Source organism: Pseudomonas sp. PA-7-1E (assembly GCF_021605325.1).
GTDB lineage: Bacteria > Pseudomonadota > Gammaproteobacteria > Pseudomonadales > Pseudomonadaceae > Aquipseudomonas > Aquipseudomonas fluorescens_BV.
The window spans coordinates 1-17,057 of sequence record NZ_WKFA01000030.1 but is presented as its reverse complement, the minus strand read 5'-3'; the positions used below and the strand labels follow the sequence as shown (position 1 = coordinate 17,057).

General features: G+C 56.6%; 12 protein-coding genes. 2 read left to right on the top strand and 10 right to left on the bottom strand.

Going from position 1 to position 17,057, the window contains the following annotated elements:
• Positions 1-29: 29 nt before the first annotated feature.
• Genes GIW79_RS18615 through GIW79_RS18605 form a run of 3 tightly spaced genes read right to left on the bottom strand, consistent with a single transcriptional unit; the run spans position 30 to position 6,109 of the window.
• On the bottom strand, positions 30-1,037 hold the full coding sequence (locus GIW79_RS18615) for an NAD(P)-dependent alcohol dehydrogenase (protein WP_032902215.1): 1,008 nt from the start codon (positions 1,035-1,037) through the stop codon (positions 30-32).
• Positions 1,038-1,041: 4 nt separating this feature from the next.
• Positions 1,042-5,136, bottom strand: a complete 4,095-nt coding sequence (locus GIW79_RS18610; RefSeq protein WP_032902216.1) for an SDR family oxidoreductase — start codon at positions 5,134-5,136, stop codon at positions 1,042-1,044.
• Between the two features lie 37 nt (positions 5,137-5,173).
• Positions 5,174-6,109, bottom strand: coding sequence for a DMT family transporter (locus GIW79_RS18605; protein ID WP_032902217.1), 936 nt, complete (start codon positions 6,107-6,109; stop codon positions 5,174-5,176).
• Between the two features lie 9 nt (positions 6,110-6,118).
• On the opposite strand from GIW79_RS18605, the gene GIW79_RS18600 reads away from it, so the two are divergent.
• Positions 6,119-7,105 carry a LysR substrate-binding domain-containing protein gene (locus GIW79_RS18600; protein ID WP_232964618.1) on the top strand — a complete coding sequence of 329 codons (987 nt, stop codon included), beginning with the start codon at positions 6,119-6,121 and terminating at the stop codon, positions 7,103-7,105.
• Positions 7,106-7,417: 312 nt separating this feature from the next.
• Here GIW79_RS18600 and GIW79_RS18595 read toward each other — a convergent pair whose 3' ends face one another.
• The 6 genes from GIW79_RS18595 to GIW79_RS18570 form a co-directional block, all read right to left on the bottom strand.
• Entirely contained in the window at positions 7,418-8,554 is a 1,137-nt protein-coding gene (locus tag GIW79_RS18595; protein ID WP_032902219.1) for an aromatic ring-hydroxylating oxygenase subunit alpha, read from the bottom strand.
• A 41-nt stretch (positions 8,555-8,595) separates the two neighbouring features.
• Positions 8,596-9,699: a mandelate racemase/muconate lactonizing enzyme family protein gene (locus GIW79_RS18590; RefSeq protein WP_032902220.1), complete on the bottom strand. Its 1,104-nt coding sequence runs from the start codon at positions 9,697-9,699 to the stop codon at positions 8,596-8,598.
• Positions 9,696-11,066, bottom strand: coding sequence for an NAD(P)-dependent oxidoreductase (locus GIW79_RS18585; RefSeq protein WP_081036805.1), 1,371 nt, complete (start codon positions 11,064-11,066; stop codon positions 9,696-9,698). Before GIW79_RS18585 ends, GIW79_RS18590 begins: the two co-directional genes overlap by 4 nt.
• 22 nt (positions 11,067-11,088) lie before the next feature.
• Complete coding sequence (locus GIW79_RS18580) at positions 11,089-12,018, bottom strand: isopenicillin N synthase family dioxygenase (protein WP_032902221.1); 930 nt, start codon at positions 12,016-12,018, stop codon at positions 11,089-11,091.
• 13 nt (positions 12,019-12,031) lie between these two features.
• Positions 12,032-12,706 carry a class I SAM-dependent DNA methyltransferase gene (locus GIW79_RS18575; protein WP_050587213.1) on the bottom strand — a complete coding sequence of 225 codons (675 nt, stop codon included), beginning with the start codon at positions 12,704-12,706 and terminating at the stop codon, positions 12,032-12,034.
• A gap of 881 nt (positions 12,707-13,587) precedes the next feature.
• Positions 13,588-13,806 carry a hypothetical protein gene (locus GIW79_RS18570; protein ID WP_032902222.1) on the bottom strand — a complete coding sequence of 73 codons (219 nt, stop codon included), beginning with the start codon at positions 13,804-13,806 and terminating at the stop codon, positions 13,588-13,590.
• Between the two features lie 277 nt (positions 13,807-14,083).
• On the opposite strand from GIW79_RS18570, the gene GIW79_RS18565 reads away from it, so the two are divergent.
• A complete protein-coding gene (locus GIW79_RS18565) occupies positions 14,084-15,046 on the top strand; it encodes a hypothetical protein (RefSeq protein WP_032902223.1) in 963 nt (320 codons plus the stop codon).
• 368 nt (positions 15,047-15,414) lie between these two features.
• Here GIW79_RS18565 and GIW79_RS18560 read toward each other — a convergent pair.
• The coding region (locus tag GIW79_RS18560; RefSeq protein ID WP_169866684.1) for an ATP-binding protein at positions 15,415-17,057 on the bottom strand (1,643 nt) is incomplete at its 5' end.

The following is a 17,057-nucleotide window of genomic DNA, read 5'->3' as shown; positions in this document are numbered from 1 at the left end:
AAAGACATCTCCATGGGGGCGGATGACAGTCAGAATTCAATTACCGCTCGGTAGCGCACTGTGTTGTTGCGCAGGGCGTCCAAGGCCTGGTTGATCTGCTCTGTCGGGAAAATCTCCACCATCGGCCAGACATGGTGTTCGCTGGCAAATTCCAGCATTTTCAGCATGTCGTGACGCCCGCCGACGTTGGCGGTACTGACGGTCAAGGTCTTGTAGGTCATGGCAGGAATGTCCAGCGTGACCGGGCCGGGCATCCCGGCAAAACACAGGGTGCCATGGGGGCGCAGCAGGGCGATGGCCCGTTCCCAGTCCTGGTCGTTGGAAGCGGTGATTAGCAAGAAGTCCAGGGTATTTTCCTGTGCCTGCAACGTGGCCAAGTCCAGGGTGTAGAAATGGCGCGCACCCAGCTGTAATGCCTGGGCTTTCTTGTTATCGGAGCTCGATAACGCGGTGACCGTGCAGCCGAACTTGGCTGCAAACTGGATGGCCAGGTGGCCGAGCCCACCGATGCCCAACACGCCCACGCGCATGCCTGGCCGGGTGCCCCGTAGCAACGCGGTGAACACCGTCTGCCCGGCGCAGAACAGCGGCGCGGCCACATGAGAGGGCAGGTTGTCGGGGAGCAAGAACACGAAGCGGCTGTCGCAGGTCAGGAAGTCGGCAAACCCGCCTTTTTGCCCGTTACTGCAGGTTGGCAGCACGGCCGCACAGTGTTGCTCTTCACCCTTGAGGCACCACTCGCACGCCAGGCAGGCGCCCTTGTACCAGCCGACGCCGACGCGCTGGTCGGGGCTAAGGTGGGTAACTGCCGACCCGGTGCGCACCACGCGCCCCACAACTTCATGGCCACACACCTGTGGGTATTGGGAAGCTTCACCCCAATCGCCTTCAATCAAATGCAGATCGCTGGTGCAGGCTCCGCAATGGGTCACCTGGATCTCCACTTCGTTGGCCCCGGGATCCGGGCGCAGGTAGGTGAACGGTTCCAGTGGAGAGCCCGGCCCATAGGCGGCCCAGCCGTTAGTAGTGCGTGTCATGGGTTCACTCCTGGGTTAGGTTCAGTGCCGTGAGGTACTGTTGGGTCCATTCAGCGTCGATCACCGGGCACTCCAAATGATCAAGTAGCAGCGGCGGTGGAGGGTTGAAGTAGCTGAAGTCATCAATGATCATCGGCAGGATTAACAGCGTGCGCTGCAACACGGCCTTGCCAGGGGCCTGTTCCTTGAGTCTGGCCTGCCATTGTTCCAGGGGCAGTGGTGCATACTGGGTTGGTCCCAGAAGCGTCTGTATCCAGGCGCATAACTGGGTCCATTTGAGGTTCGCCGCAGGGTTATACAGGTGCTGTACGGGCGGTGAACCCAAGGCCTGGCCGTGGATCGCTGTGTGGGTAAATACCTGCGCGACATAGTCCACGGGGGTCAGGTTCATTGACCAGCTCGCTTCGTCTGGCCAGGCATTGAGGGCCAAGCAGCTGCGAATCAGTAGCCCGACATAGTCCTCCTGGTTTATCGACGCGCCACTGTCGGGATGTGCGGGGGCGCTGATGTCGCCACAGCGCAGAATGTTCAGGGACAGCCCGCGGCTTTCGCAAAACGCAATGGCCAAGTGTTCGGCCACCAGCTTGGCGCGGTTATAGCCGGTCGATGGCACCGGCTCCGGTAGGGTCGAGGCAAACACCACGCCGGCCCCGTTTGCGGCTGCCAGGCCGAGCACCTCGACCACACCGCCGACGTTGGTCTGGGCCAGGCGTTCATAGCGCTTGAGCCAGTTGACGTCGGCGGCGCAATGAATGATGCAGTCCACGTCTTGGCACAGCCGCTGATAGGCCGCGCTCGCTAGGCCGAATTGTGGTTGCGCCAGATCCCCGGCCATGCCCTCGACCCGAGCCGTGCGGGGCGACAATCCCAATTTGGCTACCCGACGTTGAGCCTGGGCCGCATCATCCGCACGGACCAGGCACAAGATCGTCTCCACACCGGCTGTTTGTTGCAGTTCGGCAACCACCCTGCGCCCTAGATACCCAGTCGCTCCGGTGACCATGATTGTGCGTCGGGCCAGGCGTCGCGGCGCCTGCTGCAGGCTCGCCACAGCCGTGGTCAACCGGGCCAAATAACGCTCGGCTTCTGCCGTGACCGAAAAGGCCACTTCCAACAGCGGCGTACCTTGCAGCCGATGGGCCAGCAGCCTGCTGATCCCTGCCACCGTCGAGTCGCGGGTGATATCGGCAATCGTAAGGTTCGTCTCGAATGCGCGATTGATGCGCGTCATCAAATCCAGCAGCAACAAGCTGCCGCCAATATCGATAAAGTCGCTATCGGGCCCCAGGGTGACCCCTTGCAGGTTCATGCAGCGCGCCCACAGCCTTGCCACTCGTACTTGCAGCGGCGTCAGCGGCGGTAGGTCATCCGACAGCGGTGCTAAAGGCTGCAGCAACAGGGCTTGGGCACCCAGACGCTTCTGGCTCGCTCCCGCCGGAATCGACGCGGCAAGAAAGTACCCCAGTGGCACGCTGAATGCGGGCAGGTGCTGGCCTGCCCACTGGCGCAGGGCGCCAGCAGCTGGAGGGTTGTCGGGGTCTCGGGCGCTGATAAAGGCCACCAGTTGCATATCCTGGCCCTCGCCACGGGTAGTGACCAGCGCGCTGCGTACCTCGGAGTGAGTCATCAATACCCGCTCGACGTCTGCGCTGAAGATCTTGAAACCGCGCACCTTCAAATGGGTCGTCGCACGCCCTATCAGATAAACCTCTCCGGTCTCGCTCAGCCGCACCATATCGCCGGTGCGCAGCAGCCGGTGTGCCAGCGTCGGGCAGTCGGTGGCCATTGGATTTTCCACGAAGGCACTGCGGTTTGCCGCGTCGTCATTGAGGTAGCCCATGCTGAGGCCTGGGGTATGGACGTACAGTTCACCGTGGCCACCCAGCGGCGTGCAATCGAGGGCCGGGTCTAGCACGTAGGCCTGGGTTCCGGCGGTAAATTGCAGATGTCCGTCCGGGGCGGATAACGCGACATCTCCGGCTTCATTCGAGCCATACAGGTCGATCACCCGGCAATGCGGCAGGCAGCGCACGAGATTCTGGCGCGTGGTCGCTGGCAGTTGTTCGCCGCTCAGCCACAGGCAATGCACTGCGGCAAAGGCTTGTTTGAACGCCGGCTCATCCTGCATCAGGCCTGCCGCCAGGCTGGGGGTGATCATCAATTGGCTGAGCTGGCCCCACTGGACGAATGCCCGTAGAGCCTGAGGATCCAACACCATGGCATCCGGAATCAGGCAGGCGGTGGCACCGCTGAAAATAGGGTAGTAGACATATCCAGCCATCCAAGCATTGAGGCCCACTCGGTCGCCCGGGCGGATGTGCTGTTGCCAAAGCGCCAGGGAATCAAGGCGACCGTGTTCGGCGATGGTGACAATCTTCGCCGTGCCGGTAGTGCCGGAGGTAAGCAGGCCGTAAGCTAGGTCATTGACGACAGCTGCACGTCGGGTTACGGCAGCGGGCGCGGGGTCCAGTTCGTCGAACACCAGGGTGCGATAACCGGGCGGCAAGTCGTTGAGACTGGTGGTGTCACCTACCACCACCACCGGCTGGAGGTTGGTCAGGGCCTTGGCGGTAGCCTCCAGGCCATACCAGTGAGGAATATCGAGGTAGGGCCAGCCCAGCAGGCTGCAGGCGGTCATGGTGATCAGGCTTGGAAGGTCCTTGTCCAGGCGGATAGCCACCCAGCCGCTATGGGTGCAAACTTTCGACAGGCGTTCGGCCAGCGTGGTGGCATGGGCATGCAGTTGCCTGGCATTCAGTTGCCTATGCGGTGTCATCGCGACCAACCTCTCAGGGGCTTGGTCCAGTAAGCGAAAGAAGTGTTGCTGCCATGATAGGCCCGGCGCGCTGGCAGTGCTGGCGTGGCGGTTGCTGGCGATTTGATGCGTGCGGCTACGTAGGCTCGCATTTAGCGCAAGGGTTGCCAGTTGCGCACTGATTCGCGGGGCCTGAGCGCCAGGGTTGGACGGATCGATGGCTATCAGGGGCAAGTCAAGGGCCCTGGCCGATGGCGTGTCAGGTGCCATCAGGCACAGGAACCGCTGACGCGCCTGCGCGGGAGAGCAATAGGCTATATTTTCGTCGGTCGTCAGCAGCACCAGAGGCCCGTCCTGCAACATGGCCAGTTCACGCATGGTTTCCTCGTTCAGCATCTGGCCGCTGCTGTCCAACAGCCAAAGGGCATAGTCTTCGGGGAGATGGGCCGCCAGTTGCAGGGCGCTACTGCGATGCTCGTCGGATGGGGCCAGTAACAGGACTTGGAGTCGCGTCGTGATCGGTTCATGCAGGCACTTAAGGTGATCCGCTGCATCAGCCAGCCGTTGCCAGGTGGCGGATAGCTGGAAAAACCGATAAATCACCTGCTTGTTCCGCGCCGTTTGTTCCACTATCTCAGGGAATTCCATGGCCGAGTGTGTCACCGGGGCGAACCCGGATGAGCGCTCGGCCTCATCATGCCAACCCTTGAAAAACTGCCATTGCGCAATCTGTTCCGGCTCCCATGACAACAGTCGTGGGGAATAGTCGATACCGGCAAAATCGCAGAAACGCATCAGGGTGCCTTGGGTCTCCCCCATCAAGTCGGCGTCACTGTCCAGGTACAGCACTTGGTCGCTGGGGCAATGCTCCAGTACTAGATTATGAATGCTCGCCAGCTCATCGAAACCCGACTCGGCGGCATCGAAATAAGTGGTACCGCCGCCCTGGCTGACGCGATAAAGCGATTGCATGACATCCAGTGGCTGGCGTACCAGGAAGACATGCTTGAAACCCGTCAACCAGGCGCCATCAATGGCCTGGAAGTCAAAAAAATAGGCGATCTCTTTAGCAAATTGCAGTCGCAGGGGCAAAGCGGGGCGTTGGCACAGCAGGTCCATCGCTTGGCTGTAGCGGGTGATGCCCACGGGGCCTTGTTCGGCCTGCCGGGTGCGCTCGATCAGCGCATGCTTGGCGGGAAAGTGCTGCAACAGGAAGGGTTCCGACAGCTGCTCATGCAGCACCCTCACGTCTGGATGTTGCATCACGGCCCGCTCGAAGGCGGTCGAGCGGCTCCGGGAGACGGCCCAGAGAATTACGTTGGGCAGATGAGATGACGTCAGCATAAACAGCTCCTGGGCAGGGCCTGTACACGTGAGGTGTCTAGCGCTCGCCTGCGGGTTTTTTCAGCACAATGAAACCCGACAGCAGAATAAGGACCAGGCCGGTAGCGGTTCGGCCGTTCAGCATTTCGTTGAACAACAGGGCGCCCCAGGCGATGGCAAAAATCAGGTAGGTGTAGTCAAACGCACCAATGACCGAGGTCTCACCAACTTGGTAGGCTTTGGCGAGCCCGATGCTGACGACTACCATCAGGACCGCCAATACGATCATGATCCACCAGTCGCCCTGGCCCATGGCCGACCAGCCTCCAATCAGGAATCGTAAACCGTCATCCACCGGAAAATGCGGGCCGGTCTGCAGCACCACCAAGCTGCCCACCACCCCAATGATCAGCAACGCGACATTCATGGCCAACGCCAAGAGTACGGGGTCCTCATCGGCACATTTGCCCTTGGTCACCACCACGGCAAGGGCGTATAAAATAGCGGCGAGTACAGGCAGTAGCGCATAGGTATTGAAGTCTTCGGTGCTCGGCGCCAGGGTAATCACGACCCCGACAAAACCCAGGCAGATCGCCAGCCATTTGCGTGTGGTCACGTTCTCCTTCAAGGAGAGGGCCGAGAACAAAGCGATGAACAGAGGTGTGGTATAGATAGCCAAGGCGGCGACGGTCAGGCTGATGAAGGGCAGTGCGCCGTAAAAGGCGATCCACATCAACGACAGCAGCAGGCTTCTTATCACCACCCACAGGGGAGACAGCGGCCACAAATTCGTGGCGCCGCGCAGGTGAACCACCAGCGCCATCAGAATGCCCGAGGCCAGCACAGAACGGATTACATACAGTTGCCACATTGAAGTCTCGGCACTGGTTGCCTTTATGATGGCGTCTGACACCGAGAGCAAAAATACCGAACCTACAACGATAAGAATGCTTTGTCGGTTATCAGTGGCGGTTATCGTAGTGCTTCCAGACATGAGTTTTCCTTGATTAACGGCTTTAAGGATTCTGAGTGCGCACTGGCTGTATTTAAAGTGACTTATGGTTACGCAGAAGGACTGAAAATTATGGATAATTTCAAACGCTCACTGCCCCCACTGTCCAGCCTTGTGCCTTTTGAAGCGGCGGCGCGACTTGAGAGCTTTTCCAAAGCCTCTGAAGAGTTGAACTTGACCCAGGCCGCAATTAGCAAACAGGTGCGTTCTCTCGAAGAATTCCTGGGTGTTGCGTTATTTACCCGCAGAAATCGGGCGGTATTCCTGACGGCGGCGGGTGTCGAATTTCGCGATGCCGTTCGGACGGCATTCCTGGGTATTGCGTCGCAAGCCGAAGATCTGAAAAAAGGCCGGGAAAGCAGCGAAGTAGTCCTAGTGGCACAGTTGTGCGAAGCTTTCTATTGGCTGACGCCCAATATTCCCGCGCTGCATAGGAAGTACCCGGATCTGGAGGTGCGCCTTAACGCATCGACCCAGCCCATCACCGCAACCGCTGAAAAATTTGATATCGCCATCCAGACCTCAGGCCGGGCTTCTGGCGATCACACGCGGCTGTTTACCTTGAGCGATGACATCTATCCGGTATGTAGCCCACGCTACCTCGCTTCTTTTGGCAGCACGCCGCTGGTCTTGGCGGACTTGGCCAACCTGCCGCTGCTGCACCACGTTGCAGTACCGCAAGACTGGAGCACCTGGAACGATTGGTTGCTGGAATTCGGCATCAAGGCGGGTGGCTCCAAGGACAAATTCTTCGACAGCTATCCAGTGATGATGCAGGCTTGTGTCGAGGGGTTCGGTTTTGCATTGGGGTGGCGTCGGACCACCGAAAAAATGCTCGCCAGCGGCGACCTGGTACGGCCCTTTGCCGAATCCACCCATCTGCCGGAAGCTCTGAGCGTCTACAAATGGCGAGACGCCAACCTGCGTCCGGCAGCCCGGCAGTTGCTGGATTGGTTGAAGTCATCCTTTGGTGACTGAGGCGCAATGCCTGCGTTCGGTCCTTCGCTGATAAGGCAGGGCAGATTAACAGCGAAAGCTAGAGCGCAGGACCGTTCGCTGAGGAGCTCGCTTGCGATAGCGGCAGTTGGAACACCGCAGGGTGTCAGATATTCAACGTCATCATTAACGACCACCTCAGGCAAGCCAGCTCCGACAAGGAGACGCGCACGGCTCAACGGCCAGATTACTATTAGGTGGCGACGGTAGCACTGCCGGTACTTATGGCATCTGATACACCACTATCGCAGCCTCGCTCTCGACATAAACCCCAAGGGGGCGTTTTCAAAGACCCTAAGAGGGTGTCAGCAGGCCAAGGGCCGCCAGGGTTTTTTTCTGGATGTCATGCACGGCATGTTCGCTATTAGCACCCAGGCCCGGGTCAACGACAAAACGTCCCTGCTGGTAGCCATCACTGCTCAAGCCCCGCTGGACGCTAGCGCACAGGGGCACATCTTCTTCGCGAATAACCGCTACAAAATCGATGACTTCCTGCTCTTCCCGAGTGGGTGTGGCGGCATCGCAAAACCATTCGACCACTTGCAAGGTGTGATCCACTGCGATGGGGATGTGGTGCAGGACATTCATATAGCCCCCTGGGTACACCTCCAGGCAAAAGTTTGGCCATAAGTACCATGCACCAAACTGACGGGACTGTGGTGAGGTTTCCTTCATCGTATACCCTTGATTTGTTCCACTGTCGTGGCTGACATGGGCGTGGTAATGCTCATGGATCGCCAAGTGGTAGCTCTTGAGATCAAGGGTGGCCATGGACAATGTCGGATGGCACATCGGGCAGTGATAACACTCCGAATAGTTTTCCACCGAAACTTTCCAGTTGGACTGCACGCTGTAGTTCTTGGAATACGCATGGGACAATTTTTCCGGCGCCGGAGCAAAGGATCTTATGGAGTCTTCCAGGCCGGGAAGCAGGGCTTGCATGGATGCGCATTTGCTGTCGAAATTGATAAAAATAAACCCGCAAAATACCTCAAGCCGGATGGGCACGAGTTGCACCTGCTCAGTACAGAAGTCCTTGAGATGCTCGGACTTTCGCGCGCTGACCAACTGGCCCTGGGTGTTATAGGTCCAGGCATGGTAAGGGCAGGTCAACAGCCCGGGCACATGGCCACTCCCCTCCACGAGCCGGTGTGCACGATGCTGGCAAACATTGTGGAATGCCTTGAAGTCGCCGTCCTTGTCTTTGACCACCAGGGCACTCTGGCGACCCAGGTCCCGGACGTAATAGTCACCGGCCTGGGCCAAGGCTGAAACGTGGCAAACGTACTGCCAGGTCTTGCAGAAAATCAGCTCCATTTCCTGTTCGAAGAGCCGGCTATCCACATAGTGTTCGCTGGGTAAGGTGAAGGATGCAAAGGGATCCGCGTCGAAGCCGCGAGCCAGATGCAAGGATGATGGGGCGCTGGACATGGAGCCTCCATGGATCAACGTGGTGGAAAGGGCCGCGGCGCTCAACTGTACTGCGCGACCGGTGATTCGAAATGCCGGGGGGCGAGTTCGAGCCCCAGCCCCGGGCTGTCCAGTACATACGCGCGGCCCTGGCGAATATCGAACCCACCCGTGGCCAATTGCACATCGTGGTGCCGGCAGCAGTTCCAGCTCGCGCGATGAAAACGCGCTGGCGTCGCGGTGGCCAGATGCATGACGGCGCTGTCCGAAATCAAGGTGCCGCCGACGTCCTCAATGTTCATCTGGATTCCGTGATGGATGCAGAAGTCGCGCAGTTGCCGGGCCTTGGTCAAGCCACCGACCCGACCGATTTTCAGCCCGATGACCTGAGTGATGTTATGGCGTTGGGCATACGCCAGGTCTGCCAGGGTCACAATAGACTCATCAAGGATAATCGGATTACGAGTCAGCTCGCGCACGGCGCGGCACTGATCCATGGACTCACAGGGCTGTTCGAAACACACCGTAGGATCCTGCACGCTGTTCATCACCGCGACGGCATCGGCCACCGTCCAGGCACGATTGACGTCGAACGTAATCACCTCGCCCGGCAAACGCTGCGCAATCAGGTAGTTGATCCGCGTTACATCCTCTTCGACACCGGTGCCGACCTTGCAAGAATGGGTGCGGTAACCCTGCTGTCGGGCGGCCGCCAGGTGTGTGGCCATAAGGTCGGGGTTGTCTGTGGGAATGCTGCTCTGCAAGGCAATCGAGTCCTGGAACTTACCCCCCAGCAGGGCATACAACGGGAGGTTGCAGTGCTTGCCGAGAATGTCCCAGCACGCCAGGTCAATTGCCGCTTTCACATACGGGTGCCCGGGCAGCATCACGTCCATCCGCTCGTTGATCTGGTCCAGGTGCAACGGGTTTTCCCCCATCAGATGGGGCGCCAGTTCATCGATCCCCGCCCGTACGCCTCTGGCATAGGCCGGCAGGTAGGTGGCGCCCCATGGGCAGCTTTCACCCACCCCCAGCAAACCGCTGTCGGTACCTATCACGACCACGGTGGAATCCAGCGCGGCATAGTGCAGGCGACCGCCGCTGAGGCTGTATTTTTCCTTGAGCGGGACGTCGAACTGGTAGACCTTGATGGACGTTATTTTCATGGCACAAGTACCCCCTCGGCCTCGGAAAGACCCGCCATGCGGGGCGAGATGGCAACATCCAGGATCGATTGTTGGAAAATCCGGTTGATAACGCTCAGCTTTAGCTCATGGCGTTTTTGATCGACTACCGCGATGCTGTCGAAGCACGGCTCGTAGCTGTCCATGTGTTCGGCCACCCAACTAGGGCCGCAGCTCCAGTTGACGACCTGGGTGACCAGCGAGGGCGACAGGCCCATGGCGCCGCCAATTTCAGCGGCCTCCCCGAGGATGACCCGGTTGATACAGGCGAGGAATTCCACCAGATGCGTCGCCAGCTTGATCTTTTGGTTGTCGGTAAACCGGATGCCGGAGTGGAACGTTCCCGGCAGTGTGGGGGTGATCCGGCCGAAGGCATCCTCGGTAAAAGCGCCGCTGTGTCGGTAGTTACGATTGGCGCCGTAGGGCGAGGGTGCCTGGAAGTCGGCCAGCGCAAGCGCAATGCTGTTTTCCTGTTCGCTCAAGGCTGCGACCTTGACGTGATTGTCCTGAGTGTCGAACCGCGCTCCGGCCTGTCGATAACGATCAGCGATGATCCGCCCCAAGGGCATCGCCACCCCCAACTCATCGGCCAGCGCCTCGGTGAGGCTCATGTCCTTGACCGTGATCTCCAGGGTGCACGAATGGTCGTAGCTGGCGTCGAGCATAAACGGGGTCAACTGATTGCTGACAAAGCAGTTACCGCGGGAGGTTTTTACGAAATCCCAGAACCAGTGCAGCGGGATCTCATTGGCCCGGGCCAGCACCAGCAACTCGGCCCACACGGCGGTGGCGGCGTAAAACAGCAGGTTGGTCAGTAACTTGACGGACTGCCCGGTGCCGATCTCACCTACATAAAATGCCTTGCGGCCCATGGTCTCCAGCACGCTGTGACTTGATTGATAACCGATTTTGTCGCCACCGATGTAGAAACACACATTGGCGAAATCCACCCCCATATGCGACAGATTGCTGACCGGGGCTTCAAGGCTATGGATGTGTTTTTGTCGGGCCAGTCCGGCGATATGCCGGGTGTTGTGGTAATCGGTGGTGGAGGTATCGATCCATACCGAATTTTCCGCCATCCCGGCCAGCGCACCCTCCGGCCCGGTCATGTTTTCCAGCACATGATGGGGTAGGGGCAGGCAGGTCACGACAACCCCACAACCGCTGGCACACAGCGCGGGGGTGGCCTTCCAGCGAGCACCTGCAGCGATCACGGAGCTCGCACGTGTCGGGTCGATGTCATACACCTGAACCTCGTATCCGGCGAGCAGCAGACGCTCCACCAGTGGCCGGCCCATATTTCCAACGCCGATGAAGGCGATTTTGTTTGGCTCTGCGGTGTGCATATCGCTTCTCCTGTGGGCCGCTTCAAGCGAACTCGCGCGCCCTGCCGGCGCCCTGGCCGGATACCCAGATGGAATTGAAGTTATCGAGCATGACCTGCCGGCAGGCGACCGTTTGATCACTGCCTAGCGGGGTAAACACGGCATCAATGTCCGGGTACACAAAAAACGGCAGTGACACCCTGGCGCTGCTTGCACGGTGGATCACCTGGTGCGGCGTACTGGTAAACAGGCCGTTGCTCCACTTCATCAACATATCGCCGAGATTCACCACCACTTCGTTGGCGCGGCAAGGAACGTCGATCCAGCGGCCTTGTGAAAAGGCACTGAGGGCGCAGGCATCTCGCGGGTCCTGGAACAGCAAGGTGAACATGCCGTTGTCGGTGTGCTTGCCCGCGCCACTGCCCGAGGGTGGGTAATACAGCGCGCGCTGGATCAGCACCGGGTTGGAAAAAAACGCCTGGAAAAAATCACGGTCCAGCCCGAGGGATAGGGCCAAGCCGCGCAGTAGTGCGGGCACTACCCGGTCCAGTACTTCTTGTTGCAGAGCGAGCATGGACTTGGCAAAGCCGGGGGCCTGACCCTCGCTGGGCAACAGGTTCGGCCCGGTAAACGGCAAGTCGCAGGCCGGCGCTTCCCGGCCCATGTCGAAATGCTGCTTTCGATCCGGGCCGGTGGGGGGATGCAAGGTCTCGCCAAACGTATCGACATATCCACGGCACGTCTTGGGGATGACCACTTGCCGGTCCTGGCAGAACTGGTTCTTGGTGGACAGTGGCAGCGCGAAGAATTGGCGGGCGGTGTCCAAGGCATCCGCTATCAACGAGGGCTGTATGCCATGATCGGCCAGGTAGAAGAATCCATCATTGACGCAACATTTGCGCAAACAGCTGATTTCATAATCTGCTTGGGTCGATTCAAGACGCTCAAGGGAAATACTATTGAGCACATCCATGTTCGACTCCTGATTATTTGTTGACGGCAAACGCCAAGTAGTGGGCTTGCACGTCGTTCAAGTAAGCGGCGTTCATAAACGAAGGCAATACAGAAAGTTGTCTGGAGGCCGTTAGTTTATGCAGTAGGGAGTCAAAGTGTTCTGCTGTATAAAAAGTACAGCGCGTACTCAGTAGGATCAGTCCGCTATTTTTTGTGATTCGCATAAGCTCATGGATGGCCTCTGTGGGTAGATGGCCCTCGATAAATGCACCGCAGCAAAAGGTTGCGTCATACTGGTTGTCAGCGATCATTGGATTATGTTCAGTAAGATCCACCCCACCATACAATGTTGCATAGGCCCGGGTTTCGCGCGCCAAGTTAGTCATGGCCGGCGATAAATCACAACCATCGACAGGCGAAAATCCCCGCAGCATCAGTTCTTTACCGACCAGACCGGTTCCGCAGCAAGCATCCATGATTCGCATGGGGCGGCGCGCTTCAGAGGCCGGGAGCAACGAGTCGAAGAGGTCACCGAGCATGCGGGGGCCGCAGTAGTTTTCTTCAGATACATCGTTGTCATAATCGACTGACCAGGTTTCGTAATAATTCCTCAACCGCGAATAGTCACGATCAAAGTTAAGCGCCTGGTTAACGGAAGTTGGCGGTAAAGGTCGGCCACCTTTGATAGCGTAGTTTTCGCTGGCCATTCTGTATTCTCCGAAAAAATTAATCTTCAGGTTGAATTGAACAGTGGTTGCTGCTTGGAGGGCTATTCTTATTCGTCAACTATGGCGCTGTAAATAGCAGGTAGACGACTTATCCTACAGATTATTCCTTATAGTTAACTGTTCGTTATACATTGCATTTATTTTCCGCTGATCATCAAGAAGCAATGAGCCTGCCTTGACAGAAAACTCCTCAGTACCTTGACGCCTTACCTTCAGCCATCATCACGCTAATGCAGGCAGGGCACCACGCCCATGCTATTGCTTAATTTATTCGGCGATCATGGCGCCACACGGGTGGCGAGCCTGGTAGCCAAGGCACAAGGGCTGGGTGGACAAAATTCTGCTGAATGGCAAAGCCTTTGCCTTTACCGCCGAAGACCTTTGGACAGCAAGATGCGGGCATCCTTTACCACTATGTCCCCGGTCTATACATACCTGTAAAGCGGGCAGAGCGAAGCTGGTCTATGACGTCGTTGACGATGAACGCTATGGATAAGCTTGTGGTCACCTTACGTTCATCAAGGCACGACGATTCCATTTTCCCTAGCGAACCGCTGGACTCTGGTTCGTCCTAACCTTTAGGCAGCACGCACCATCGTGTCGTGGAGCAGAAGCCAGATCAATCTTCCAAGGTAATCTGAAACGGTAATTTATCCTATTGATTATTATCGTTAATATTAGTTGTGTATTTTGATTGAGATACCAAATGGAATACCTCACGAGATAGCACTCCATTGGCCCCGCCTGTATTAGATCTGAAAATCTTGCTTCCCATCCACGATAAGTACTGACTTTCCTTACAGGTTGATCCAGCAGAATCATTTCGGTACCTGCAAGGGGCAGCGGGCGTTAGATGATGCCTATAACAGGCGTAGGCGCATAATCGCATCGGTGACGGCTCGTGCATTTTTGTCCAGCGTTTCCATGGCCCCCATTGCGTTAGCGGCGACACTTTCCACTCCATTCTCTGAAATCCATTTGGTCACTTCTTCAAGGGCCGCTGCTAGGGCGTGCTGGTTGTGCAGGAGCAGCGTGAGAGCATCCGCTGTGGCTATGTTGGCTTCAGAGTTATCTGGCATGGGGATCGTCCTTGAGTCACTGGTGTGGGAAGACTAGCTGAACACGCCGCTGGCTGGCGGCCACTTCTCTAGATCCGCTGACACCTGGGTAGTTGCACTGACTTGACGACTCATTTGCAGTCGACCTAACCAGCCATTGTAATGGATTTGACCCAACCCCTCGCAACCATGACCAGCAGTGAACGGCCAGGGGCAGTCACTCAGCGTCAAAAAAAGCCAGAGGCGATCCAGTATGATGCGCCAGGTGTTATGGAATGACATCGCCTAAGGAGTAGTCATGATAAAACCACCGTTCAAAATTCTTAAATCTCATCTAGTGGATGCGTTTTTCATTACGGCCGAAAAGTTATATCGCGAATTCGAGGAACCTCTAGAGGCAGTGGATAGATTCAGAAGTGGACGAATCTATTTTCTTGTCAAACGACGCAAAGCGCGGTTTTCCAGTGTCTGTCTAAGCAAAAAATGCCAGATCGTGTTTAAGTATGCCTCGCAGGGCATGCTGTCGCGCCCGCACAAGGTCAACATTGCTCAACTGCTGCATGGCGCGCCGGCTATCAATAAAAAATACTTTCCGACCCCGGCCCATTTGCAATCAATGATTCAATATGTCAAGTCCGCGGATGAGTATGAGCGCCTGCTGAAGCGAGAGCCCTTGGTCGCAGCCGTCATGCCGGGAAGCGGGGAGAAGGAGCGCGCGGATCGGGCAATCGCCTACCATTTCCTGACACCTGCGGACCCGACGCCCAAGGATAAAAACAGGCATATCATCTTTGCTCATCAACTGCTGCGTGTTACCGATGACCTTCCGGAAAAATACGAAGTCATGTACATCGGCAAGGCCATGGAGCTGTCTGACCGAATGGACGGGCACAAGCGTGTGCAGCAAGCCCAGGCAGAATGCGAGGACGAAGCGGAAATCTATCTGTACTTCTTCACGCCACGATTCGAGGCGATGGCGTCTCGCGACGGCATGGCCATCAAACAGCCTAACGACTATCTAAACCTGGGGGAAGAAAATCTCGTGCTCGCCGCCGAAGCCGGTTTGATCAATTACTTCTCACCTGAAATGAATGTTCAGAATAAAACGACGGACCTGCGTAAAAGCAAGGCCATGACCCGCGTGAAGAGTTTGAAATACACTCACTTTATTTCGGAGTGTAATTTTGACGAACATGACTATGCGTTCGAAACGACGAAAATCAGGAAGAGTGGCGCGCACGAGAAGATTTACTTGCTCTAACGCAGAGCAGGTACCTCCTACTCACGTGTTCGAGGGTGCCCCCCCATCACAGTGTGCACGACTGTATTGAGTTCAGCGGTTGACCGATTTGCTCTGATAGCCAGACTGGATGAACGGAAAAACAGCTGTGGATTCTGCACATACAGTTGGGTTGTGATTCAATGTTTGTACCGCCCGCGCTCTATTTTGGGCTTTAAAAACCACGCGGTCATGCAGGTATGCAATGCCGTAAATTGCTTCGTTTTCCTGGGCTGAAACGTTCGGCCATGCTTAAGGTGTTGTCACAAGCCAAAATGGCAAGCCCTCCCGGGGCTGCTGGATTCCGAAGGCTAGAGCCAGGAATCTGTCCAAAACCCACAAAATACGGCCTACATCAGCAGTGCGCCAGGAAAACCCGGTGCACGTTGAAGCTGCCATTCAATTTGTCGGCGTGCTGTGGAAATAATATCTGTAAACAATAGGCAGCTGACTCCAGGCTCAAGCTCTCGGGTCGGGAAGCCATCAATCCGCCCTCCTATTACTAGAATTTTTATTGGCTTAGCGCTATACCCGGTAAGCTCATGCCGATACCGAGTTGCTTGCTGGTAATCCGCAAAGCTCAAAGGATGCGAGGGACGCTTAAACTCGATCAGTAAGAACTCCCCCAGCAGGCTTTCATTCAACAGCAAGTCTGGACGGGTCGTGCCTAGCGCTCCGGAGTACTTCTGTTTCAGCAGCTCCTCAATCTGCCGTTTCAAAGTGATATTGGAACTAAAGATCGTGAATGCAGCACCCAAAATCCAAAGATTTACTTCTATAGCTTTGTGTACCGTTGACTCAAGGCAGCCTTCATTTCGGACTAGGCGCTCCAAGTCATCCAAGAACTGCAGTCTGGCTTTAGCTTGGTCGACCAGAACGGCCATGTCGGCAAGGCCAAAGCTCTCCAGCGCATCAGCAAGGTTAACGATATCGCCGCGATTTGCTTCAGCGAGATGCTCGATGATAGAGCGGTATTCGGTACGTTCTACGGCCTCAAGAACGACAAATGCGAGAGCCTGTACCTTGTGGGCAGGTTCGTCGTAATACTTTTTCAAAACCTTCTTGATTGCTCGATCTGCAAACTCGCGCTTGTGCTGGGGCAGTTTTTCCAATCGGCCGGCGACCGCTTTTTGCAAGCGAGCATGCGCCATCCGCATTTCCATACCGTGTGTAGAGCGGAAAGCCTCAACCAAATTTGCCTGCACGAAGGTGACGATCTGTAGGTAAGCCTCGCTGTTTTCGATTACCGAGTCCCAACCGGCAGTTACATAGTCCATCAGCCCGTCAGCTTCGACCTCGCCATACAGCTTTCTCAGCAGACGAGCAGGAATCTCATCACTGTTCTCCAAGCCAAAATAACTAGGCTTACCGACTGCCTTTCCTTCCACCATCAAAGTAATGCCGGGGCGTCTCAGACCACTTTTCTTTTTGCTAATGGCAAAACGAAGAGTTGCATCCCCCGCATCAGGAAACGTACCTTGCACCTCAGTGAATTCGCCTTCAAGATCATCAATGCCCAGCGGTTTACCATTGATGATAATTTTGAAGTCCTTCTGCCGACCGTACTCCATGATCAGTTCTTGGCGTAGTCGATCAGCACTTGGGTAACGTAGCCCTTGACGAAGATGCGTCAGTGTCACGCAGGTTCCATGATCTTCGAAGCTGCATTCGCTCACCTCAAGTGGTAGCGTCAAGTGCTCAATATCGGACGCCGACTCAAGGTCCTCAATACCAAGCGTGAACGAAATCTGTTGGCCACGGGCCATTGTGGTGAGACGCATCACCGAAGCGGACATCAACCCAGCAAATTTTCCGATCCCTTTCTTGCCTTTGATCGGACGCCGTTTTTTTGAGGTACGTCCATTAGTGCGTATTTCGGCCCATCGTGACCGCCCGTTTCGGTACATCGTGACCGCCCATTTCGCTAACGCGTGACCGCTCATTTCGCTAACAACGTGACCGATTTTCCGCCTGTTCCGAAACAGCCGGTCAC

What these genes read in the sequence shown, in the direction of transcription:
- GIW79_RS18615 (WP_032902215.1), bottom strand. Translation starts at nt 1,037, where the DNA reads ATGACACGCACTACTAACGGCTGGGCCGCCTATGGGCCGGGCTCTCCA.
- GIW79_RS18610 (WP_032902216.1), bottom strand. Translation starts at nt 5,136, where the DNA reads ATGCTGACGTCATCTCATCTGCCCAACGTAATTCTCTGGGCCGTCTCC.
- GIW79_RS18605 (WP_032902217.1), bottom strand. Translation starts at nt 6,109, where the DNA reads ATGTCTGGAAGCACTACGATAACCGCCACTGATAACCGACAAAGCATT.
- GIW79_RS18595 (WP_032902219.1), bottom strand. Translation starts at nt 8,554, where the DNA reads ATGTCCAGCGCCCCATCATCCTTGCATCTGGCTCGCGGCTTCGACGCG.
- GIW79_RS18590 (WP_032902220.1), bottom strand. Translation starts at nt 9,699, where the DNA reads ATGAAAATAACGTCCATCAAGGTCTACCAGTTCGACGTCCCGCTCAAG.
- GIW79_RS18585 (WP_081036805.1), bottom strand. Translation starts at nt 11,066, where the DNA reads ATGCACACCGCAGAGCCAAACAAAATCGCCTTCATCGGCGTTGGAAAT.
- GIW79_RS18580 (WP_032902221.1), bottom strand. Translation starts at nt 12,018, where the DNA reads ATGGATGTGCTCAATAGTATTTCCCTTGAGCGTCTTGAATCGACCCAA.
- GIW79_RS18575 (WP_050587213.1), bottom strand. Translation starts at nt 12,706, where the DNA reads ATGGCCAGCGAAAACTACGCTATCAAAGGTGGCCGACCTTTACCGCCA.
- GIW79_RS18570 (WP_032902222.1), bottom strand. Translation starts at nt 13,806, where the DNA reads ATGCCAGATAACTCTGAAGCCAACATAGCCACAGCGGATGCTCTCACG.
- GIW79_RS18565 (WP_032902223.1), top strand. Translation starts at nt 14,084, where the DNA reads ATGATAAAACCACCGTTCAAAATTCTTAAATCTCATCTAGTGGATGCG.